Below are 23,096 nucleotides of genomic sequence, written 5' to 3'. Positions count from 1 at the left end.
CGCTGCCCCCACCTGCCCCTGCATGGACCCGAACTTTGCCCTGTACCCCGGCACGTTTGACCCCTTCACGTTCGGCCACCGGGACGTTCTAGAGCGGGCCCTCCGCGTCTTCGACCGTGTGGAGGTGACCGTGGGCGTGAATCTCGAAAAAGAAACCCTCTTCTCGACCCAGGAGCGCACGGCGCTCGTGCGGCGGTGCACCGACGACCTGGAGGGGGTGGAGGTGCAGGCCCACCAGGGGCTCATCGTGGATCGGGCGCAGAAGGTGGGGGCGGTGGCCCTGGTGCGGGGGCTCCGCCAGGTGAGCGACTTCGACGCGGAATTCCGCATGGCCTTCGCCAACCGGAAGCTGGCCCCGGAGCTGGAGACCGTGTTCTTCATGACCTCCGAGGAGTACGCCCTCATTAGCTCCTCGATGGTGCGGGACGCCCATCGGTGGGACGGAGACGTCTCGAAATTCGTGCCGCCCCCGGTCGTGGAGGCGCTGGAGCAGAAGGGCGTGCCGGCCCGGTCGTAACGGCGCCTGGCCCCCGCCGTCCCGTGGCCGACGGCGCTTGTGACGCCTCTCGCATGCATCCGGTGGGCGGGCCGGACCGTGCATGGCCGGACGCGCGGTCTTTTGATTTGCCGCTGCGTCCCGTACCTTCACCCACGCACACACCTCTCACTTACCCCTACGTGACGAATGGACACGCCGGACGACCTTTACTACACAGACGATCACGAATGGCTGCGCGTCGAGAACGGCACGGCCACCGTGGGCATCACGGACTTTGCACAGAGCGAGCTCGGCGACATTGTGTTTGTCGAGCTGGAGCCGGAGGGGACGGAGCTCGGGCAGGACGACATCTTTGGGACCGTCGAGGCGGTTAAGACGGTGTCGGAGCTGTACATGCCCGTCGGGGGGACCATTACGGCGATTAACACGGAGCTTGAGCTCTCGCCGGAGGTCGTAAATGAGGATCCGTACGGGGACGGATGGATGATTGAGATCGAGCTCGCAGCGCCCGACGAGGCGGAGGCGCTGATGGGGGCCGACGCCTACGCGGAGGTCACGTGATTCCCCGCCGCACACGCTGCGTGTGGCGCCCCGCCCCGCTACGTTGGGGACGGAGCGCGCACGGCCCGCCTGATTGCCACTGCACGCTGACACTTGCCGCTCCCCACCCCCGTGTCGATGCACGATAAGATCGTTGTTCTGGACTTCGGCTCGCAATACACGCAACTCATCGCGCGTCGGGTGCGGGAGACCGGCGTGTATTCGGAGATTCGCCCCTGTACCGTCGCGGCGGACGCGATCGACGCCCTGAACCCGAGCGGCGTGATTCTGTCGGGGGGGCCCTGCTCGGTCTACGACGAGGCGGGGCCGGCCCTCGACCCGGCCCTGCTCGACCTGGAGCGCCCCGACGGCACCCCGGTGCCGCTGCTGGGCATCTGCTACGGCCTGCAGGCAATGGCCCACCAGTTTGGGGGCGAGGTGGCCCGGGCCGACCGGCGCGAGTTTGGGCGGGCGCAGCTGCAGGTGCCGCCGGACGGGCAGGAGAAGTCGCCTCTCTTCGAAGGCGTGCCGAGCGGCTCGACCGTCTGGATGAGCCACAGCGACCACCTGACCGACCTCCCCGACGGCTACGAGGTGATTGCCCGGACCGACAACGCCCCGGTGGCCGCCGTGCGCGACACCGACGGGCCCTACTACGGCGTGCAGTTTCACCCAGAGGTGGTGCACACGGACTACGGCCGCCAGATTCTGGAGAACTTTGCGCACGCGATCTGCGGGTGCAGCGGCGACTGGACCCCCGCCTCGTTCGTGGAAGAGCAGACCGAGACGATTCGGGACCGAGTGGGGGATCGCCACGTCATCCTGGGGCTCTCCGGGGGCGTGGACTCGTCGGTCGCCGCCGCCCTTCTGCAGCGGGCCCTGGGCGATCAGCTCCACTGCATCTTCGTGAACAACGGCCTCCTGCGGAAGGGGGAGTGGCACCAGGTGCAGGAGACGTTCCGCGGCCACTTCGAGATGGACCTGCGCACCACCGACGCCACGGACCGCTTTCTGGAGCGGCTCGACGGGGTGACGGACCCGGAGGAGAAGCGAACCATCGTCGGCAACACGTTCATCGAGGTGTTTGAGGAGCAGACCGAGGCCATCGCGGCCGACCTGGGACACCGCCCCACCTACCTCGCCCAGGGCACGCTCTACCCCGATCTCATCGAGAGCGTCTCGTTTAAGGGCCCGTCCGTCACCATCAAAACCCACCACAACGTCGGCGGGCTGCCCGAAGAGCTCGACTTCGACCTCATCGAGCCCTTTCGGGAGCTGTTCAAGGACGAGGTGCGCGAGATCGGGCGCCTGCTGGACGTGCCCGCCCCCATCGTGGGGCGGCATCCCTTCCCGGGGCCGGGCCTCGCCATTCGCATCCTCGGACAAATTACGCGGGAGCGGCTGGCCCTGCTGCGAGAGGCCGACGCCATTTTCATCGAGGAGCTGCGTGCCAACGACCTCTACGACGAGGTCTGGCAGGCCTTCGCCGTCCTCCTGCCGGTGCAGGCGGTGGGCGTGATGGGGGATGAGCGCACCTACGAAAACGTGTGCGCCCTGCGCGCCGTAACCAGCGTGGACGGCATGACGGCCGACTGGGCCCACCTCCCCCACGACTTCCTGGGGCACGTCTCGAATCGCATCGTCAACGAGGTGCCCGGCATCAACCGGATTGTCTACGACGTGAGCTCCAAGCCGCCGGCCACCATCGAGTGGGAATAATGCTGCGAGGGGGCGGCGCGTTGGGAGGGAGAAGGGGCACGCGTCCTGGCGTCAATTCTTCAACATCGTCTCTCGTCTCCATGGCAACTCGCCGCTCCGGACCGGTCTGTGTATTTGGGCTCCTTCTGCTTCTAAGCATCGGCATGCCGGTGGCGCCGAGCCACGCCCAGCAGGCGGGGGCCATCCCCGAAATCGAAAATGCGGAGCTGCTGTTCGAGGAAGGGGTCGCGGCGTTCGAGCGGGGGGAGTACGAGACGGCGCACGAGCGCTTTCGGTTGGTGAGCGAGTACGCGCTCAACCGCAAGACCACGGCCGCCCTGCTCATGGACGGGAAGGCCCTCGTGCAGCTGGGACGCTACCGGGACGCGATCGGCCGGCTCGAGGCCCTCCTCAACCAGTATGCGGAGACGACATACCGGGACGAGGCGGCGCGGCTCCTGGAGCGGGCCCGCCGTCGCCTCCAGGAAGAGACACAGGCCCAAGACACCCTCCGCGTCGGCGTGACGCTTCCGATGGGGGCCGCGGAGGTGTCCCTGTCCCAGGCCCTGTTCAACGGCATTCGGCTCGCGGTCGACGAGCACAACGGCCTGCGGCGGCGGTACATCCGGCCGCCCGGCCTGCGGACGGAGGCCGATACCTTCGAGGTCTACGACACGGCCCGCCTTGCGGGGGACAGCCTCGCGGCGGCGGACGGGGAAACCACCGTTGCGGCGCCGGCCGATACGGTCCGGGTCGACTCGTTGCGGGTCGTGGCGGAGCAGGTGGAGCGCCCGGACTGGGTCGCCAAGATGTACTTCCGCCGGACGGGCCCGCGGCCCAAGGCCGCACGGGCGGCGGTGGACTCCCTCGTGCGGCTCGACGACGTGGACGTGATTCTGGGGCCCATCCGGAGCCGCGTGGCGCGGCCGGCGGGGGAGCGGGCCGAGGCCGCCCGCGTGCCCCTGGTGGCGCCGATGGCCACCGACGAGAGTGTCTCCGAGGGGAAGAACTACGTCTTCCAGGCCAACCCCACGATCCCGGACCGCGGGCGAATTATGGCGCGGACCGCAAAGAATGGGCTTCTCATCAACCGCGTCGGGATCGTCTACGAGGAGGGCAACGGCCTGAGTGCGCGCATGGCCGAAGGGTTCCGGGAAGAAGCCCGTCGGCAGGGCCTGACGGTGCCCCTCAGCATCCCGCTACAAGGGGGGCGGGACTGGTCGCGGCTGCCCACCCTCCTCACAGACTCGACCCTCATCGAGACCGGCTCCCGCCGGGCCCGGCGGGACTCCGCCACCATCGACTCCCTGCTGGCCGAGACGGAGGCGCTCTACCTCCCCGTGTCGGGCCGGGGCACGGCGGGGAAGATTCAGGGCGCCCTCACCGGCCTTCGCCAAATTCTCCCCGGGAAACGGGTGCTCGGCAACGCCGAGTGGCACGACCTTCCCTTCAAGGAGGCGGCCAGTACGGCCGTTGCCACGTACACGAACGGCTTCTACGTGCAGACGGACCAGCCGGCCGTGCAGCGGTTCGTCCGCCGGTACCGCCTGCTCACGGGCAGCCCCCCGGACGAACTCGCCACCAGTGGCCGTCGCCTGGCGTACGTGGGCTACGATGTCGCCCGCTTTTTGCTAACCACCCTCTCGCCGTCGGGCACCGGGCCTACCCCCCGGGCGCTCCGCACCGCCCCGACGTACGAAGGGATTGGCATGCGCATCGGCTTCCAGGGAAAAAATGCAAACCAGGCGCTGTTCATCCACCGGTACCGCGACCAACGGACGGAGCTTCTCCGCTAGGCACGAGGGCCCTGCGGGGGCGGCGCGATCCATCCGGGCTTAAAGCTGCGGAGAGGAACAGACCCTCCCCCCTGTCGTTTCGGCTCCGCGTTGCCACTTCGCCCCCAAATGCCCAATCGAAAGCAGGGGCGGTCCTCTCGTCGACTGCCTTCATCGTAGCGGTCCCTTCATGCGTACGTCGGCTTTCGTTCCCGCTTTGCTGTTTGCGCTTCTCGGGGCCCTCGTCGGATGCTCAGGGGGCACCGAGCTTACCTACAGTGGGCCGGAGGAGGCGTACAAGAAGGGGGTCGCCGAGATGGAGGAGGGCGATCACCAGCAGGCCATTCGCTTCTTCCGGGCCGTGTTCGAGTACGGGCGGGGCAACGAGTGGGCCCCCGACGCGCGCTTCAAGCTCGCCATGGCGCAGCGTGGGCTGAACAAGCATCTGGTGGCCGCGAACGAGTTTCAACGCTTCACCCAGCTCTACCGCAACGACGAGCTTCTCCCTCGGGCCGAGTTCGAACGGGCCAACTCGTACTACCTCCGGTCGCCCTCGTACCGGCTCGACCAGTCGGACTCGGAGCAGGCCATCTCCCTCTTTCGTCTCTTTATCGACCGGCATCCGAACCACGAACTCGTGCCGGAGGCCGAAGAGAAAATCAACGAGCTCCGAGCGAAGCTCGCCCGCAAGAAGTACGAGGCGGGCCGGCTCTACGAGCAGCGCGACATGTGGCAGGCCGCGACGACGGTCTACGAACGGGCCTTCGATCAGTACCCGGATACCCCCTGGGCCGACGACGCGTTGCTCGGCGCGGTCCGGACGTACGTTCGGTACGCGGACCGAAGCGTGGAGAACAAGCAGGCCGAGCGCTATCAGAAAGCGATCGAGAACTACAACCGGCTCACGCAGCTCTTCCCCGGGAGCACCCTCCTCGGACGGGCGGAAGACCTCTACAGCGAGGCCCGTGAGAAGCTCGACCGCGTCCAGGCGCAGCAGGGTGAGCAGTCGCTGGCGCAGGAAGATGCGTCGAGCGGCTCCAATTGACGGAGGGATTTTGCAGGCCCATCGTGCCCATGACTGTTGGTCTTTTTGGGGGGTCTTTCAACCCGCCCCACGTCGCCCACCTCGTCGTCGCGGAGGTCGTCCGCGACCAGTTCGGGCTCGACGAGGTGTGGTGGATTCCCAACGCCACCCCGCCCCACAAGCCGAACGACGAGTTGGCGGCCGTACAGCATCGACTGGCGATGACCGAGCGCACGGTGGAGGGCAACCCGGCGTTCCGCGTGTGCGGCGTGGAGGTGGAGCGGGACGGCGTGTCGTACACGGTCGAGACACTCCGTGTCCTGCAGGACCAGCATCCCGACACGGACTTTGCCCTCATCCTCGGCAGTGACAGCCTGGACCACTTTGCCGATTGGCACCGGCCCGACGAGATTGCCGAGCGCGTGCCGTTCATCGTGTACAAGCGCCCGGGGGCAATCGAGTCGGTTGCCGATCCCCGTTTTGTGAACGACGTCCGGTACGCGGCTGCGCCCGTCATGGAGATCTCGGGGACCGAGGTCCGCGCCCGCCGCCGGGCCGGCCGGTCCATCCGGTATCTGGTGCCGGAGGCGGTGCGCGCCTACATTGACACCCATGATCTCTACCGCCCGACGGACTGAGGGGCGGGGGCACACGCCTGCGGCCGTCGCGCTGGCGCCTGAACTTTGCGTGGTCCGGCGTCGTTGTTTCGTCCCAATCCGGCATGGCCCTGCGTGCCGGGGCGGGATGCCGTCACGTTCTCCGACACGATTCCCCGACGCCCATGGCGCTTACCGAATCGACCATGATGGACCTGGGCCAATCGGCCCCCGACTTCTCGTTGCCCGCGGCCAATCCCGAGGTTGACGACCGGGGCGACGCCCGGCGCTCGCTCGCAGACTACGACGAGGCCGACGCCCTCGTCGTCGTGTTCATGTGCAACCACTGCCCGTACGTCCAGCACATCGAGGGGGCCCTCATCGATGTGGCCCGGGCGTATCAGGACAAGGGCGTACAGTTTGTCGGCATTTGCGCGAACGATCCGGAGCGCTACCCGGACGACTCGTTCGACAACATGGCCGAGCGGGCCCGCGAGAAGGGGTATCCGTTCCCGTACCTCCAGGACGAGACGCAGGAGGTCGCCACGGCCTACAAGGCGGCCTGCACGCCGGACATTTACGTCTTCGACGACGATCGTGCGCTCGCCTACCGGGGGCGCTTCGACGACACGCGCCCCGACGGAGACGAGGCACACGGGGACGACCTCCGTCAGGCCCTCGACGAGCTTCTCGCCGACGGCACCGTGACGATGGAGCAGGCCCCCTCCATGGGGTGCAACATCAAGTGGAAGCCCGACGCAACCCCGGCCCACGCGGCGCAATGAGGCGTGTGCCGACGCGTGAGGCCCCGCCACTACGGACGCGAGGGGCCCTCTGTACTCCCCGCGTGATTGCCCAGCGGCCATGTTTCGCGGACGCGCATTCCGGACCTGGACACACGTCGTCGCTGGGGCCTGTGGCATCGCCGTTCTCTTCCTCGTCGTGATGGTGATGGCCGAAGCGGTGATTGGGGAGGGAGCGCGGGTCACGCGGGCGGGCCTCACGGTAAGTGCAGCGGCGTTCCTCGGGTACATCGGGACCGCCTGGCTGATCCGCCGTGACGACGCCCGCCGGTAGGGTCGCTTGCGCGGCAGGTGCCCCTGGGAAGACGAGAATCACGAGGGGGGGATGTTTCGTTAAGTCCGCGTCGGACACGACCCAAATCGGCTCTACTTTCTCCAGACTTGGGAGCGGTTCCGGGCTTCACGGGGCACGTCCCCAAGCCGTCATCCCCACGCATTTAACCCCTGAGGTGGTACCATGAGTAGCGACACCGTCGAGAGCACCCCGGACGAAGAGCGATCGGCCTTCGAAACGGCCCAGGAGGAGCAGGAGGACGTCGACCCACGCACCATTCCGCAGACGTTGGAGGAGCCACCCCCGGTGGGGGACGAGATCGAGTATCCGGGCTACCCGGACGAGGACCACGAGACGTGGCAGATTCTCGTGGAGCGCCAGATGGAGCAGCTTCCGGGCCGGGCCTGTGAGGCGTACATGCGGGGGCAGGACGTGCTGGGGCTGGAGGGGGATCGAATTCCGGACCTGGCCGACTTGAGCCGGCGCCTCAACGAGGAGACCGGATGGGAGGTGGCCAACGTCCCGGGCCTCATCCACGAGAAGAATTTCTTCTCGCTGCTGTCGCAGCGCAAGTTTCCCTCCACGAACTACGTCCGTGGGCGGGAGGAGCTCGACTACACCCCGGCCCCGGACTGCTTCCACGACATCTTCGGGCACATGCCGATGCTCACGCAGCCGGAGTTTGCGGACTTCTACCAGCTCTACGGCCAGGCGGCCCAGAACGCGGAGGGGGCCGACCGCCCCCGCCTGGAGCGATTTCACTGGTTCACGGTGGAGTTCGGGTTGATCCAGGAACAGGGAGAAAAGCGCATCTTCGGGGCGGGCATCGTATCGTCCAACGAAGAGGTGACGCACGCCCTTTCCGACGAGGTGACGCTCCACCCCTTCGATCCCGAGCACATCGTCGAAAAGGACGACTACGAGGTCTACAACCTTCAGAACGAACTCTTCGTCCTCGACTCCTTTGAGCAGCTCGTGGACGGCTTCCGGGACTGGACCTCGAAGAACGGGTTGCTGTAGCTGTCTCGTCCGCGGCCGGTCGAGACGCTAGCGCTGCGCCCCGCCCTGCCGGACGACCGGCGGCGGGGCGTTTCTGTGTCGGGGCCGGAACCCACGGAAAACATTCGTGAGGCCGTCGGTTGGAAACGCGAACTGCAATCCAAGATCAGCCTCTCACGAGTTTTCATGGAGACAGGGACAGAGAAGCGGGTGTCCGCACGAATTACGGGGCGCGTGCAGGGCGTTGGGTTTCGCAACTTTACACGGCGGCGGGCCCGGCGGCTGGACGTCACCGGCTGGGTGCGCAACGAATCCGACGGGTCGGTGCGGCTGGAGGCCGAGGGGCCCACCGATGCGCTCGAATCGCTCGTCGAGGCCGTGCACGAAGGGCCGCGGATGGCACGCGTCGAGGCGGTCGATGTGGACTGGTCCGAGGCCGACGCCGCGTTTGAGGGGTTTCGGGTGCGTCGCTGAGCCAATGGACGGCCACGAATCCATCAGGAGGGACCGCTATGGAGCATCCACCAGGGTCGGACGCGGAGCCCGCCGGGGCGTCCCCGACGCGACTTGAACTGATCGACCGCGCGGCCCAGCGGCTGGGGGCGGCGGACCGCTCAGCCCCGCGACGGACGGCGGAGTGGCTGCTGGCAGAGCTACTGGACTGCGACCGAGCCCACCTGTACGCCCGCCCAGACCGGACGGTCGCTGCGTCGAAGGCACGGCAGTTCCGCGAGATGGTGGGGCGCCGCGTGCAGGGGGAGCCGCTGCAGCACATCCTCGGATACGCCTCCTTTCACGGGCTGCGGCTGGGGGTGTCCCCGGACGTGATGGTGCCGCGCCCCGAGACGGAGACGGTCGTCGACCGGGCGCTCACTTGCATCGAGGGGGTATCGAGGCCCCAGGTGCTCGACGCCGGCACGGGAAGCGGGTGCATTGCCCTCGCCCTCAAGCACGAACGGCCCGACGCGGAGGTGCACGCCTGCGACGTCAGTACGGACGCCCTTGCGGTGGCCCGGGCCAATGCCCAAGACTTGGGCCTCGACGTTCGGTTTTTTGAGGGCGACTTGCGTGCTGAGGTGCCGGCCGCGACGCCACGAGGCGTGGATCTTCTGGTCTCCAATCCGCCCTACATTCCCGATGCGGAGGCCGAGTCGTTGCCGCCCGTTGTGCGGGAGTACGACCCCGACCGTTCGCTTTTCGCCGGCCGCGATCCGCTTCGCTTCTATCGGGCCCTCGTTGATTGGGTTCGGGCGTGTTGTGTGCCCGGGGGGGCGTTCGTTTTGGAAGTGCACGCCGAGCACGCCGCCGAGGTGGAGCGGCTGTTCCGCGGAGAAGAGGGCGTGGGGGCGGTGCACACTGAGGAGGACCTGAGCGGGCGGCCGCGCATCGTGTGGGGGCGGACCGGGCGGGCAGAGGCTAGTTGACCGTGGAGGAGCGGGGCGTCTCGAAAACGCGGGCGGCCTCCCGGTACATGATGGCGTGGAGGTCGGCGGTGGTCTCGGGGGTGTCGGCGTATCCCCCCGAGAGAAGGAGCGCCACCGGGTGGTTGTGGGCCCGAATCTGCTCCAGCACGTACCGGTCGCGGGCGTGAAGGCCTTCGCGGGTCAGGGAGAGGCGCCCAAACCGGTCGTCCGTCGCGACGTCGATGCCCCCGAGGTAGAACACCAGGTCCGGCTGGACGGCGTCCAGGGTCTGAGGGAGATACGACCGCAGCGTGTCGAGATACGACTGGTCGCCGGTCGCATCGTCGAGGGGGACGTCGAGGGAAGAGGGGGGCTTTTCGAACGGGTAGTTCTTCGCCCCGTGCATCGAGAAGGTAAAGACCGACGCGTCGTCCGCAAAGACGGCCGCGTTGGCGTTGCCCTGGTGCACGTCCAGGTCCACGATGAGGACGCGCTGGGCCCAGCATGCGGCCTGCAGCACGCGAATGGCGACGGCCACGTCGTTGAGTACGCAGAAGCCCTCGCCGTGGCCGGGAAAGGCGTGGTGGGTGCCGCCCGCCAGGTTGGCCGCGACGCCGTCCGTGAGCGCCATGAGGGCCGCGTTGATGGTGCCCTGCACGGCCAGCCGGGACCGGTACACGAGGCGCTCCGACCACGGAAGGCCCATGCGTCGCTCGGCGTGATCGGACAGGCTGCCCTCGGCAAGGTGCGTCAGGTAGTCGGCGGTATGGACGCGTCGCAGGTCCGTCCAGTCAGCCTGTCGGGGCGCCACCACGTCCGTCGGGCGAACGAGGTCCTCGTCCAGAAGCCGCTGGTGGAGGGCGGGGAACTTGGCCATCGGAAACGGATGCCCCTCCGGCAGGGGGACATAGTAGCCGTCGCAGTAACTGACGCGCATCGAGTCTAGAAGCCTACGGCCCACGAGAAAAATGGAATACGAGACGAACGATGCGCCGTACGCAAAGGGGCGAAATCAGGGTCCGAACCTTTCTCGGAGAAAAATGAAAAGCAGGGCACATATAGAAACGCCAGGACGGCCGGATGGCCCTCCTGGCGTCATCTGGTCAGGATGGCCCTCAGAGAACTGCTCCGATGCTCTTTCGAGAGGGAAACCTTGTGGTGCCGGCGTCAAGAACACAAGGCTAGTCCTGTGGAGAAGTATTGTGCGGCTCCTTCGGATTGGTCGTCCCACCATCTTCCCGCATCATGTTGTGGGCCTCGCCCTGCCGGACCTCAACCGGTTCTTCCTCGGATACCTGAGGCCCACTTACGGTACTGGTGCACCCGCCGAGAAGGAAAACCCCGGCGAATGCAAAAAGGGCAAGATACGACGTGACGGTCGTGTAGAGGGAACGCTTCATGGTTACAGGGTATGTTGGCATGATTCTAGCTAAGAAGCTGCGGCGTTTACATTATACACCCGTTGGGTAAATTGCAAACACAATTCTGCCGGTTTCGGTTGTTATGAATCATCAAGCCATAAAATTTTCCGGACTGGTTGGTCTCCTCGTAGGCCTCCTGGCTTTTCCCCCTGCCGCGGGGGCCCAGCCGACTTCTCCGTTGGGACTCTCTTCGGCACAGGATCCGTCATCTGTTCCGGATTCCGTACCGCGGACCGCTTCCTCTGAGCGTGGCTTCCCGTTCCCGAGTCAACTCCATTCGCCGCTCGACCGCTCGACCCAGACCTGGAGCGTCACCCAGGACAGGCGGGGCCTCCTCTACGTCGCGAGCAACCACGGCGTCCTTCAGTACGATGGGGAGCAGTGGGAGCGCATCCCGACGACCTCCAAAACGCCCACTCGCTCCGTAGCTGCCGATAGCCTGGTTTACGTCGGCACCCGAGGCGACTTTGGGGTCCTCCGGCCCGATTCGGTGGGGACCCTCAAGTACCAGTCTCTTCTTGACCAAGTCCCCGAAGGAAAGCGTGACTTCTCAGATGTATGGAATACCCATATTATCGGCGGGAATGCCTACTTCCAGTCTGGAGACTACCTCTTCCGCTGGAGTGGAGAGAAGATGACCACGTGGAGTGCAGGAGGGTCATTTCACACGTCCTTTGTCGTGGGGCAGTCTCTTTATGTCCGTGACGCAAATCATGGGCTGCTCCGCGTGGAAGGCGACTCCCTCAAAATGATTCCCGGCGGAAGTGTATTTGCCGATGTCCCGGTTTACATGATGGATGTCCGCGCTGATGGAAGCTTGATTCTCGCGACGCAGAGCCGTGGCCTGCTCGTGCAGAGGGGAGACGCGTTCCGGTCTCTTGCGCCGGAGCTAACCTCTTTTCTGGACCAGAATAACCTTTACCACGGGACCTCTCTTCCCGGCGGGCGATACGCGCTGGCGACGATTCGGGCAGGGGTGGTCGTGGTCAACTCAAGCGGGGAGGTGGTTCGCGTTCTGGACGACTCGTCTGGGCTCCCTGTCAATGTTGTAAATCACGTGTTCTCGGGCCGCGAAGGGCAGCTGTGGATGGCCCTCAACAATGGTCAGGTGTTCCAGGCTGGCTTGAGTGTCCCGCTCACGGTCCACGACGAGCGAACGTCCCTCAGGGGAACCATCCGAGGGGTCCACAAGCACCGGGGCACCACCTACGTGGCTACCGAAACGGGTCTGCACGTCCTCACGCCAACCACAGACCAGTCCCCCGGAGCGCAAAGTGCTCAGTTTGAATCGTGGGGAGGCGACCTTCCGGTTGTCCTAGATATGAAGACTGCCGAGGGCGACCTCCTTGCGGCCACTCAGCAGAACGGCCTGTACCACCTCGAGGGCCGTACGAAGCGACAAATTGGGGGGTGGGAGCGCACCTGGAGTCTTACCGAAGACTCGGGCGGCGACCAGTTGTACGCGGCCACGACCGATGGGATCAAGAGGGTCGCCCGCCGGAACGGTCAGTGGACGGCCGCACCAATCTCTGGCCTCGACACCGAAATACGAAGCGTTGCTTCGAGGGAGGATGGTACACTCTGGGCGTCGACGTTCGACGATCGGGTCATTCGGGCCTCCCTGTCCCCCGACGGCCGAAGCATAACCGACACGATCAGCTACGGCATTGAGGCAGGTTTGCCAGAAGGATATAAGGGGGTGCATCTCATTGACTCAACCCTGACGATTGCCTCCTCAAAAGGCCTCTACCAGATCGAAAACCCGGCCGTGCGGCCGGAGAGGCGCACCTTCACTCGGCAGGACGCTCTTCTTCCAAAAATTGAGGGGGAGAGTCCGATGCTGAAGTCCTTCTACTACAAGAACGGCCGGCTGTGGGTCGTCCTTGGAAATCGAGTCTTCGTCGGTGAGGTGCGAGGTCAGGGTGTTGCCGACTGGGACGAAATTGCTCCACTGCACTTTCCAAAGTCAGAAGCGATTTCTGTTTTCGTCGATGACGTCGGCACGCTCTGGCTCGGGGACCAACTGCGCCTCTTCCGCTACGCGGCCCGGGCAGGGGCCGATGTCCCGGATCCCGCGCCCCCCGGCTTTGCGCCGCTGATCCGCCGGGTCATCGCCCCGAAGGACAACCGCCTTCTGTACGGCGGCACCCCCCATCGCGAGAACCCCGGGACTCCGCTCCCAGTCCGGTATGGCGAGGACCTCAGGGTGCGGGTCGCCTCCCCACAGTACGGCACCACCACCCCCCCCGAGTACCGCTACAGGCTCCTGGGCCGAGACGACGAGTGGAGTGACTGGTCCTCCGCTCCGACCCGACGCTTCAACGACTTCTGGGAGGGAACGTACCGGCTCCAGGTGCAGGCCCGCAACGAGCGGGGGCAACTGAGTCGCATCACGTCCTTCCCCCTTGAAATCATTCCGCCCTGGTACCGGTCGATCTGGGCCTACCTGGTGTACGGCCTCGGATTCCTGGGGCTGGCCTACGGCGCGCGGCGGTTCTACGTTGTTAAGGAGGAGAAGCGCCAGGCCCGCCGTCGGGTCCAGAAGTTGGAGCGGGAGCGGGTCGTCGCGGAGCGGCTCAAGAAGGCCAACGACCGGCTGCGGGAGGCCAATCGCCTCAAGGAGGATTTCCTCGCCACCACCTCGCACGAGCTGCGCACGCCGCTCACCAACATCCTCGGCTCCCTGGAGGTCCTCCGGGGCATGATGGAGGGGGAGGAGACCGAGTTTCTGGACATGATCGAGGAGAACGGCAAGCGCCTCAAGCGGACCCTGAACGCCCTTCTCGACCTGTCGATGTTGCGCTCTGGGGAGGAGGACGTGGAGCTGACGCCGACGCCCCTCGATGCGTGCGTGGAACGGGTGGCGTCGGACCTTCGGGCGGACGCGGAGGAGAAGGGCCTCTCGTTCCGCGTGGCCCTCTCGGGGGCCCCCGCGTGGGCCGATCTCGACGAGCAGTACCTGGAACAGATCCTCCGGAATCTGATCGAGAACGCCATCAAGTACACCGACGAGGGCGTCGTGGCCGTGTCGACGGGCACCGCCGAGGGGCGCGTCTACGCGGAGGTGGAGGACACGGGCATCGGCATTGACGAGGCGTTCCTGCCGGACCTCTTCGAGGAGTTCAAGCAGGAGTCGCGGGGGCGATCGCGCACCTACGAGGGGAATGGCCTCGGCCTCGCCATCTCGGCGCGCCTGGCGGACCAGATGGACGGGGCCATCCGGGTCGAGACGGAGAAACACAAGGGCAGCCGGTTTCGGGTGGAGTTCCCGCGGTCGTCGGAGCCGGCGGAGGCCGGCGCGGAAGGGTAGGGGGCAGCGGGATCCGCACCCGGCGGGACGAGGAGGGCCGTCGATGGGGGCGATGCGGAAATCGTCGCAGTCGCTTTACACCCGAAGCGGCGTTGAGACGGCGTGTAGGGGGCATTCGGGCGAGTGAGGGGAAACAATTTTGCCCGCGCAAGGTGGGCTTTTCATCCCGATCTTCTTCACTCCTCGTGCCTCCTCCATGGCCTCGTCTTCGGGACGTCCCGCACGACTGCTTGCCGGAATCGGGCTGCTGCTGGTGGGCCTGCTGGCCGGGGTCCTCGTGATGTTGCTGGCCGAGGAGGAGTCGGACACGGCCCCGGTGGCCCGCATCGTGGAGCGTGCGGGGACGGTGGAGGAGGCCGGCACCACCCGGACGGCCTCGGTCCCGCGCGACTGGCAGACGGACGGGCCGCCGCCCGCGGCCCTCAACCGGCTCTTTCGGGACGTTGCTGAGGAGGTGACCGAGGGGGTGGTCTCCATCCGGGTCGCGTCCAGCGCGGAGGGGAGCGGGGAGAATCCCCTCGGGCAGCCGGCACAGAACCTTGGAAGCGGGGTGGTGATCAGTCCGGAGGGCTACATCGTGACGAACAGTCACGTGGTGGAGGGGGCGGAGCGCATCCAGGTGCGACTGACCGACAAGCGCCAGTTCGAGGCCCGAGTGGTGGGCACGGACGCGTCCACCGACCTTGCGGTGATCAAGGTGGGCGGGGAGGACTTTTCGGTGGTGCCGTTCGGCAACTCGGACCAGGTGCAGGTGGGCGACTGGGTGGTGGCGGTCGGCAATCCCCTCCAACTCACCTCGACCGTCACGGCCGGAATTGTAAGCGCGCTGGGCCGCCAGTTGCGAATCATCGAGGACCAGTTCCGGATCGAGAATTTCATTCAGACCGACGCGGCCATCAACCCGGGCAACTCGGGCGGGGCCCTCGTCAACCTGAAGGGGGAGCTCGTGGGCATCAACACCGCCATCGCCAGCCGGAGCCGGCGGACGGAGGGCTACGGCTTCGCGATTCCGTCGGCCCTCGTGGAGCGGGTGGTCACCGACCTCATCGCGTACGGCGAGGTGCGACGCGGGTACCTGGGCGTCAGCATTCTGCCGGTGGACGCGGACCGGGCCGAGGAGATCGGCCTGCGCGACATCCGCGGGGTGTACCTGGAGGAGGTGCAGTCGGGAAGTGCGGCGGACCGGGCCGGCCTGGAGGGGGGCGACGTGGTGACCTCCATCATGGGGGAGCCGGTGAACGCGCCCAACGACCTTCAGAGCCTGATTGCCCGCCAGCGCCCCGGCGACACGGTCGCGGTGGAGGTGTGGCGGGACGGGACGGCACGCACGTTCGGTGTGGAGCTGATGGGCGAGGACACGCCGGTGTATCAGGAGTGGCTGAGCGACCTTCAGTCGGGGGGGAGCCCCAATTCAGATCCGCCGGAATACCAGCCGCCCGACGACGGAGGGGCGGACGCGGCCGTAACCGAGGTGGACGGATGGGACGTCGGACTGCGTCCACTGACGGACACGGAGGCCTCCGTCTTCGACGCGGAGGCCGGGGCGTACGTCGCGTACGTGGAAAGCGGCGGACGGGCGGCGGCCGCCGGCCTGCCCCGCAACGTGGTGATGACCCGCCTCGACGACGCCCGCATTGAGTCCCCCGCCGATGTCGTCCAGCATCTGTCGGCGGCCAGCGGGCCGGTGCTCGTGGAGGTGCAGCGCCGCGACGGCACGCCGGCCTTCTACGAGATTGAGTAGCACGTTTGGAGCGCCCTCCCCCAGACGGGCGCGTTCTCGTTCTGTCCCCTATTCTCATTCCGATGTTTAACGACCACAGTATGCTCCGATACCTGACCGCCGGCGAGTCGCACGGCGAGGCCATCATCGGCGTTCTCGAGGGCGCCCCGGCCCAACTGCCGCTTACGCCCGACGACATCAACGAGCACCTGGCCCGGCGCTGGCTCGGCTATGGGCGCGGGGGGCGGTCGAAAATCGAGAACGACACGGTGCACATCTACTCGGGCGTGCGCTTCGGCCAGACGCTCGGGAGTCCCATCTCCTTCCGCATCGACAACGGGGCCTACGAGAAGGACAAGGCCGGCTGGCCCGAGAAGATGGCCATCGAGGGCGAGCCGCCGGAGGACATGGAGAAGGTGACGATGCCCCGGCCCGGCCACGCCGACCTGGCGGGCAAGCAGAAGTACGAGCACGACGACATGCGGCCCGTGATCGACCGGTCGAGCGCCCGCGAGACGGCCATGCGGGTGGCCTGCTGCTCGGTGGCGCGGCGCCTACTGAACGAGTTCGGCATCGAGGTGGGCAGCCACGTGGTGCGCATCGGGGACGTGGGGTTCGACGAGCCCGAGGAGTGGGCCGATCGTCGCAACGCGCTCCTCGAGGAGGGCGGCGGGGCGAGTGCCCTTTACGAGACGGCCGACGAGAGCGCCACGCGCATGATCGACGACGGCATGACGGAGCGCTGCGTGGAGCACATCGACCAGACGAAGAAGGACCGCGATTCGCTCGGGGGCGTCTACGAGGTGGTCGTGACCGGCGTGCCGCCCGGCCTCGGGTCGTACGTTCACTGGGACCGGCGCCTCGACGGCCAGCTCGTGCAGGCCATCTGCTCGATCCAGGCCCAGAAGGCCGCCGAGGTCGGCGACGGCTTCTTCAACGCCCACCGTCCCGGCTCGCAGGTGCACGATCCCATCGAGCCCCGCGAGGACGGCGCGCAGGCCTACCCCCGCCGCACCAACCACGCGGGCGGCACGGAAGGGGGCACAACCACCGGCATGCCGCTCGTCGTGCGGGGCTACATGAAACCGATCCCCACCCTCATCAAGCCGCTCGACTCGGTCGACACGGCGACGGGCGAGCCCGAGCCGACCCGCTACGAGCGGAGCGACATCACGAGCGTGCCGGCCGCGTCCACCGTGGCCGAGGCCACCGTCGCCTACACCGTGGCCAACGCGTTCCTGCGGAAGTACGGGGGCGACTCCGTGCCCGCGATCCGGCGCCACGTTGAGGCCGACCGCGCGGCCCCGAACGAGTAGAACCGGGCCGTGGACGGCCCGCCTGCGGCGATGCGGCCGAACACCGAATCACGGGAGTGAGTAGAGAACCGCCCACCAAGACGCAGACATTGCGAGATAAGGTCGCCCATGCCCCCTGATTCTCCGTCCGACGTGGAGCAGTGCTCCACAGGTCCCCTTGTTGAGCGGCCCGGTGCGCTGAAGGAATTCGTGGAGGCGACGCCGGCCCCGGTCGCCATGCTCGACGACGACTGGCGCATCGTCACGCACAGCCGGGCGTGGCTGGAGGTCTTCCAGAACGAGGGCGACGAAACCCGCACCCCCATCGCCCTCGACCGCATCGAGTCCACCGGCCCGGCGCTGTCCCCCCGCGAGGCCCTTCCCGCCCCGACGGACCAGCGGACGTTCTTCGAGGTGTTTGCCGACCCGGACGACGAGTGGCGGACCGCGTTTCTGCGCAGCCTTGAGGAGAAGGGCAGCCGGCGCGGCTACGGGCAACGGCTCTCCCAGCCGGACGGGCCCACGTATCGGGTGGACTGGGAGGTGCGGCCGTGGCAGACCAAAAACGGGTCGGAGCGGGGCGTGCTCCTCTCCGTCATCGACCGCACCGAGGAGCGGCACGCCAAGGGCCTGCGGCGCCAGGTGGACCACCGCTTCGACAAGCTCGTCGGCACGATCAGTGAGGGGGTGCTCCTCATGGACGACACCGGCGTGTTCCGGGACGGGAACGAGGCCGCCCAGAACATCCTGGGCCGCCCCCTCGACGAGATTATCGGCAGCCGGTTCGACGACGACATCTGGAACGGCCTGCGGGAGGACGGCAGCCCGCTCCCCAACGTCGAGTTTCCGTTCTGGCGCGCCTACGTCGAGCGGGAGCCGGTCCAGGAGGAGGTGATGGGCGTGTACCCCCCCGATGCGCCGCCGCGATGGATCCGGGTCAACGCCCAGCCGCTGTTCCGAAGCGGCCAGGAGGCCCCGTACGCTGTTCTCGTTTCGTTCGACGACATCACCGACGAGCGGCTGAAGGAGGAGGCCCTCCAAACCTCGCGCGACCTTCTGTCGAGCGTCCTCAGCAGCTCGCTCGACGGGATCATTGTCTTCTCGGCCCTCCGGAACGCGGGCGACGCCATCGCCGACTTTGAGTGTGTGCTGGTCAACCCGCAGGCGGAGAAGCTCTTCGAGAGCACGGCCGAGGACATTGTCGGCATGCGATTGCGGGAGGACATGCCCCGGCAGGAGGACAAGGGCCTGTTCGACACGTACTGCGAGGTCGTCGAGACCGGCGAGCCGGCCGAGATGGAAGTCCACTACGACACCGACGGGCAGGACGTCTGGTTTCAGGTGATGGCCGTCAAGGTGGAAAACGGCGTGGCCGTCACCTACCGCGACATCACCGACCGCAAGGAGGCCGAACGGCAAATCCGCGAACAGGCCCAGCTCCTCGACAAGGCCCGCGACGCGATTCTGGCCCACGACCTGGACGGACGGATCGTCTACTGGAACAAGAGCGCCGAGCGCCTCACCGGCTGGTCGAAGGAGGAGGTCCTGGGCGCACAGGCGCACGACTGCCTCTACGCCCCCAACGAGGAGGACACGCTCCAGCAGTGCCACGAGACGATGATGGCGGAGGGCGAATGGACGGGCGAGCTTCACATGCGCACGAAGGACGACGAGGAGCGCATCGTCGAGAGCCGGTGGTCCCTCGTGCGCGACAGCACGGGGAAGCCGAAGCACGTGCTCGTCATCAATACCGACATCACCGAGCGGAAGCGTCTGGAGTCGCAATTCCTCCGGTCTCAGCGCATGGAAAGCCTCGGGCGGCTCGTGGGCGGAATCGCGCACGACCTGGGCAACCTGCTGGTGCCCATCACCCTCGGCGTGAAGGTGCTCAAGCGCCGCGTGGACGACACCGACGACAAGGTGGACCAGACGCTCTCGATGATTCAGAAGAGTGCCGAGCGCGGCTCCGACATGGTGGAGCAGGTGCTGGCCTTTGCCCGCGGGGTGGAGGGCGAGCGGGTGGCCCTCCAGCCGGAACTGATCGTCGAGGAGGTGGAGGAAATGACGACGGAGACCTTCCCGGAGGACGTGGAGGTGCAAATTCAGACCGACGCGGACCTGCGCCCGGTCGTGGGGGACGCGACGCAGATCCAGCAGGTGCTCATGAACCTGTGCGTCAACGCGCGGGACGCCATGCCCGACGGCGGCACGCTCACCGTTGAGGCCCGCAACGTCGACTTCACCGAACGAGAGGCCCGTCGCAACATCGAGGCGGAGCCGGGCGGCTACGTCTGCATTGAGGTGCGCGACACCGGCACCGGCATGCCCGACGACGTGGCCGACAAGATCTTCGAGCCCTTCTTTACGACGAAGGAGGAGGGCGAGGGCACCGGCCTGGGCCTGTCCACCGCCTACAGCATCATCCAGAGCCACGACGGGTTCATGGACGTGGAGAGCGAGGAGGGGGTGGGCACGACCTTCTGGATCTATCTGCCCGCCGCCGACGAGGAGGCGACCGTGGAGGCCCCGTCCGCGACCAACGGGGAGGCGGGGCACGAGCGCCCGTCGTTCGACGGGGAGGGAACGCAGGTGCTGGTGGTGGACGACGAGGAGTTCGTGCTGGAGTCGGCCCAGCAGACGCTGGAGGCGGCCGGGTACGAGGTCCGCACGGCCCTCGACGCGGCGGCGGCCCTGCGGGTAATGGAGAAGGAGGCGATTGACCTCGTCATCACGGACCTCCGCATGCCGGAGATGAGCGGGCTGGACCTGATCCGGCGGCTCCAGGAGCGACACCCGGACCTGCCCATTGTGGCCGCGAGCGGGGTGGCCGACGGGCGGACCGAAGAGGCCCTCGACGCCGGGGCACAGACCTTTCTCGCCAAGCCTTTTACCGCGGAGAAGCTCGAAGCCGCCCTGCAGGAGGCCCTCCACACCACCGAGGAAGCCGCGGCGTGACACAAACAATGCGTGCCGACTCGACGAGGAGGAGCCGACCGGACTTCACCCTCTCCGATCGACCAAGGCGGGGGGACTGCCAACGCACAAGCCCCAAGGATCCGCAGGCCGACCCCCAAGCGCCCGTTAGCGGGCGACTGCGCCTACCCACACCGACCGTCCCCCAACCCCTCCGCGTATTTTCGCCGAGGGGGATGTCTCCAGACCCCCCGATCAGGGCGTTTCGATGACCCCGAGCCCCCCGTCTGCTAGTCTGCCCCCGGCGCGTCGGCGTGCCTCAAACACGGGCATCGTTTCCATTTTCCTCGCGGTGGGCCTGCTTCTGCTTGCGTGCGGGCGGGGCCGGGCACAGCCCGCCTCCTGCGTCACGGCGATCGACAATGCGACCGTTCTCATTCCCGATACCGTCTCCGTTGAGGGGGACGCCGCGCCCTTCTTTAGTCCCGACTCCCTCGCCGTTCTCTCACCGGATGATACGTGCGTCGGGGCCGAGTCGTGGCGACAGGCCCAACAGACGGCGATGGCGGTGGCGGGACGGGGCCCCTTCGAGGGGGAGGGGTTGAGCGACGAGAGTTCGTTTCGCCTCCGGCTGTACGGCGCTCGTGGGGAGCAGCACCGGGACGGAACCGCAACGTTCGTGGCGTGCACGCGGGTCGGAAAGGCGCTCCGGGCCTTTTGCCGCGACGACGGGCGCTACGAGGACGACGCGATCTATGTCCTGCGCACGCTGCGCCTCGGCCCCCCATCGCCGAACGAGGCGCCTCGCGTGCAGGCCCTTCGCCTCGCGGCGCCATCCCCCAATCCGGTGCGGGACGCGGTGCGCATCCGCTTCGCGACGCCCGAGCGCCAAACAGTCAAATTGAAGCTATACGACATGTTGGGGCGGGTCGTCTGGACCTTCGGGAGCGGAAGGGTGAAAGGCCGCCACGAAGTCCAGGCCGACCTGTCGGGACTGGCCAGCGGGGCCTATTTCCTGCGGCTGCGGTCGGAGGGCGACACCCGGACGCGTCGCATTACCGTCGTGCGGTAGTTGTGGCCCCGTCCGCATTGTGCCGGCGTCGCCACGGCGACGCACACGTAACCAAACCGTGGTGATGGCCGGCGAACTCCCTCTGCCACGGCGCCGTTCGGTTCGTCCGTATCTTCATCACCCCGCCGATCCAGACGCATGAGTTGGCTCACCCGCCTCGCCCACCGCGACGACGCCACCCTCAACACGCGCACCGAACCGGCCCCGGCCGGGCCCGACGCGCCCCACGCCGTCGTCGTTGGGGCCGGGATGGGCGGGCTCGCGTCCGCCGTCCGGCTGCGGGCGCGTGGCTTTCGGGTGACGCTTCTCGACCGCCTCGACCAGCCCGGCGGCCGGGCGCGCGTCTTCGAGCAGGACGGCTTTACGTTCGACGCCGGGCCCACCGTCATCACCGCGCCGTTTCTGTTCGAGGAGCTCTGGTCCCTCTGCGGGCGCGACCTGGAGGACGACGTGGAGCTCGTGCCCGTCGACCCGTTCTACCGCATCCGCTTCGACGACGGGACCGCCTTCAACTACACGGGCGACACCGAAGAAATGGTGGAGGAAATTCGCCGCTTCGCGCCGGAGGACGTGGACGGGTACCGGCGCTTTCTGGAAAAAAGCGAAGAGATCTTCGAGGTCGGCTTCGAGGAGCTCGGCCACGTGCCGTTCGACAACGTGACGGACATGCTCCGCATCGTGCCGGCGATGATGAAGCTGGAGAGCCACCGCACGGTGCACAGCCTCGTCTCCAAGTACATCTCCCACCCCAAGATTCGGAAGGTGCTGTCCTTCCACCCGCTGCTGGTGGGGGGAAACCCGTTCAGCACGACCTCCATCTACACGCTCATCGCCCATCTGGAGCGCAAGTGGGGCGTGTGGTACGCCATGGGCGGCACCGGCTCGCTCGTGCAGGGCCTGTCGGACCTCCTTGCGGACCTCGACGTCACGCAGCGCTACGGCGCGGAGGTCGATCAGATTCTGGTGGAGGACGAGACGGCCAGCGGGGTGCGCCTCTCCTCGGGCGAGGAAATACCCGCCGACCTCGTGGTCTCCAACGCCGACGTGGGCTGGACCTACCGGCACCTCGTGGCGCCCGAGCACCGCGACACGTGGACGGACCGCAAGGTGGAGGACATGGACTACTCGATGAGCCTGTTTGTCTGGTACTTCGGGACGGACCGCACCTACGAGGACGTGGAGCACCACTCCATCCTGCTGGGGCCGCGGTACAAGGGGCTGCTGGACGACATCTTCGACCACAAGGAGCTGGCCGACGACTTCAGTCTCTACCTGCACCGCCCCACGAAGACAGACCCGTCGATGGCGCCCGACGGACACGACGCGTTTTACGTCCTGTCGCCGGTGCCGCACCTGGAGAGCGGGGTGGACTGGCGCCAGCAGGCCGAGCCGTACCGGCAGGCCGTGGAGGAGTACCTCGCCGACACGGTGCTGCCGGACCTCGGGGAGCACCTCGTCACGAGCCGCATGCTCACGCCCCGCGAATTTAAGACGGACTACAAGTCGCTCAAGGGGGCGGCGTTTAGCGTGGAGCCGAAGCTCACCCAGAGTGCCTGGTTCCGGCCCCACAACCAGAGCGAGGACGTGGACCACCTCTACTTCGCCGGTGCCGGCACCCATCCGGGGGCCGGCCTGCCGGGCGTGCTCTCGTCGGCCCGCGTGCTGGACACGATCGTGCCGGCCCCGGACGCGTTCGATGTGTCTGTTCCGCAGAACGGCGCCGGAGCACACCCGGAGCCGGTCGCGTAACGTGG

At 67.1% G+C, this 23,096-nt stretch carries 19 protein-coding genes; 17 read left to right on the top strand and 2 right to left on the bottom strand.

The genetic code is table 11. The features are described from left to right. Positions 1 to 22: 22 nt before the first annotated feature. The 11 genes from coaD (at position 23) to prmC (ending at position 9,632) form a co-directional block, all read left to right on the top strand. On the top strand, positions 23 to 517 hold the full coding sequence (coaD, locus tag OJA40_RS03950; RefSeq protein ID WP_208425893.1) for a pantetheine-phosphate adenylyltransferase: 495 nt from the start codon (positions 23 to 25) through the stop codon (positions 515 to 517). A 168-nt stretch (positions 518 to 685) separates the two neighbouring features. Further along, positions 686 to 1,060 (top strand): glycine cleavage system protein GcvH, encoded by a 375-nt coding sequence (gene gcvH / locus OJA40_RS03945; protein WP_208423231.1) that lies wholly within the window; start codon positions 686 to 688, stop codon positions 1,058 to 1,060. 117 nt (positions 1,061 to 1,177) lie between these two features. Continuing rightward, a complete protein-coding gene (gene guaA / locus OJA40_RS03940; RefSeq protein ID WP_208425894.1) occupies positions 1,178 to 2,758 on the top strand; it encodes a glutamine-hydrolyzing GMP synthase in 1,581 nt (526 codons plus the stop codon). 80 nt (positions 2,759 to 2,838) lie between these two features. After that, positions 2,839 to 4,533 carry an ABC transporter substrate-binding protein gene (locus OJA40_RS03935; RefSeq protein WP_263809981.1) on the top strand — a complete coding sequence of 565 codons (1,695 nt, stop codon included), beginning with the start codon at positions 2,839 to 2,841 and terminating at the stop codon, positions 4,531 to 4,533. A gap of 169 nt (positions 4,534 to 4,702) precedes the next feature. Further along, positions 4,703 to 5,557: an outer membrane protein assembly factor BamD gene (locus OJA40_RS03930; protein ID WP_263809980.1), complete on the top strand. Its 855-nt coding sequence runs from the start codon at positions 4,703 to 4,705 to the stop codon at positions 5,555 to 5,557. Between the two features lie 29 nt (positions 5,558 to 5,586). Next, on the top strand, positions 5,587 to 6,174 hold the full coding sequence (gene nadD, locus OJA40_RS03925) for a nicotinate (nicotinamide) nucleotide adenylyltransferase (RefSeq protein ID WP_011404800.1): 588 nt from the start codon (positions 5,587 to 5,589) through the stop codon (positions 6,172 to 6,174). A gap of 143 nt (positions 6,175 to 6,317) precedes the next feature. Then, entirely contained in the window at positions 6,318 to 6,917 is a 600-nt protein-coding gene (locus OJA40_RS03920; protein ID WP_263809308.1) for a thioredoxin family protein, read from the top strand. A gap of 79 nt (positions 6,918 to 6,996) precedes the next feature. Next, a complete protein-coding gene (locus tag OJA40_RS03915; RefSeq protein WP_208425898.1) occupies positions 6,997 to 7,209 on the top strand; it encodes an ABC transporter permease in 213 nt (70 codons plus the stop codon). A 183-nt stretch (positions 7,210 to 7,392) separates the two neighbouring features. Continuing rightward, positions 7,393 to 8,229, top strand: a complete 837-nt coding sequence (locus OJA40_RS03910) for a phenylalanine 4-monooxygenase (protein ID WP_208425899.1) — start codon at positions 7,393 to 7,395, stop codon at positions 8,227 to 8,229. Positions 8,230 to 8,394: 165 nt separating this feature from the next. Next, positions 8,395 to 8,682: an acylphosphatase gene (locus tag OJA40_RS03905; RefSeq protein WP_208425900.1), complete on the top strand. Its 288-nt coding sequence runs from the start codon at positions 8,395 to 8,397 to the stop codon at positions 8,680 to 8,682. A 38-nt stretch (positions 8,683 to 8,720) separates the two neighbouring features. Then, positions 8,721 to 9,632, top strand: a complete 912-nt coding sequence (gene prmC / locus OJA40_RS03900) for a peptide chain release factor N(5)-glutamine methyltransferase (protein WP_208425901.1) — start codon at positions 8,721 to 8,723, stop codon at positions 9,630 to 9,632. Here prmC and OJA40_RS03895 read toward each other — a convergent pair. Beyond that, a complete protein-coding gene (locus OJA40_RS03895) occupies positions 9,625 to 10,548 on the bottom strand; it encodes a histone deacetylase family protein (RefSeq protein ID WP_208425902.1) in 924 nt (307 codons plus the stop codon). The genes prmC and OJA40_RS03895 overlap by 8 nt on opposite strands. Before the next feature lie 244 nt (positions 10,549 to 10,792). Continuing rightward, positions 10,793 to 11,011, bottom strand: coding sequence for a hypothetical protein (locus tag OJA40_RS03890; protein ID WP_208425903.1), 219 nt, complete (start codon positions 11,009 to 11,011; stop codon positions 10,793 to 10,795). A gap of 199 nt (positions 11,012 to 11,210) precedes the next feature. On the opposite strand from OJA40_RS03890, the gene OJA40_RS03885 reads away from it, so the two are divergent. The 6 genes from OJA40_RS03885 to OJA40_RS03860 all read left to right on the top strand — a co-directional run bounded on the left by OJA40_RS03885 (position 11,211) and on the right by OJA40_RS03860 (position 23,091). After that, positions 11,211 to 14,342 carry a sensor histidine kinase gene (locus OJA40_RS03885; protein WP_263809979.1) on the top strand — a complete coding sequence of 1,044 codons (3,132 nt, stop codon included), beginning with the start codon at positions 11,211 to 11,213 and terminating at the stop codon, positions 14,340 to 14,342. Between the two features lie 196 nt (positions 14,343 to 14,538). After that, on the top strand, positions 14,539 to 16,083 hold the full coding sequence (locus OJA40_RS03880) for a trypsin-like peptidase domain-containing protein (protein WP_208425905.1): 1,545 nt from the start codon (positions 14,539 to 14,541) through the stop codon (positions 16,081 to 16,083). Positions 16,084 to 16,163: 80 nt separating this feature from the next. Then, complete coding sequence (gene aroC, locus OJA40_RS03875) at positions 16,164 to 17,378, top strand: chorismate synthase (RefSeq protein ID WP_208425906.1); 1,215 nt, start codon at positions 16,164 to 16,166, stop codon at positions 17,376 to 17,378. Between the two features lie 108 nt (positions 17,379 to 17,486). Further along, positions 17,487 to 20,312 carry a hybrid sensor histidine kinase/response regulator gene (locus OJA40_RS03870; protein WP_263809978.1) on the top strand — a complete coding sequence of 942 codons (2,826 nt, stop codon included), beginning with the start codon at positions 17,487 to 17,489 and terminating at the stop codon, positions 20,310 to 20,312. Between the two features lie 226 nt (positions 20,313 to 20,538). Continuing rightward, positions 20,539 to 21,342 carry a T9SS type A sorting domain-containing protein gene (locus OJA40_RS03865; RefSeq protein WP_263809977.1) on the top strand — a complete coding sequence of 268 codons (804 nt, stop codon included), beginning with the start codon at positions 20,539 to 20,541 and terminating at the stop codon, positions 21,340 to 21,342. A gap of 138 nt (positions 21,343 to 21,480) precedes the next feature. After that, positions 21,481 to 23,091, top strand: coding sequence for a phytoene desaturase (locus OJA40_RS03860; RefSeq protein WP_263809976.1), 1,611 nt, complete (start codon positions 21,481 to 21,483; stop codon positions 23,089 to 23,091). The last annotated feature ends 5 nt before the right edge of the window (positions 23,092 to 23,096 follow it).

The organism is Salinibacter pepae (assembly GCF_947077775.1).
Taxonomy (GTDB): Bacteria; Bacteroidota; Rhodothermia; order Rhodothermales; family Salinibacteraceae; genus Salinibacter; species Salinibacter pepae.
The sequence above is the reverse complement of the archived record's forward strand: the minus strand, read 5'-3'. Positions and strand labels throughout refer to the sequence as shown.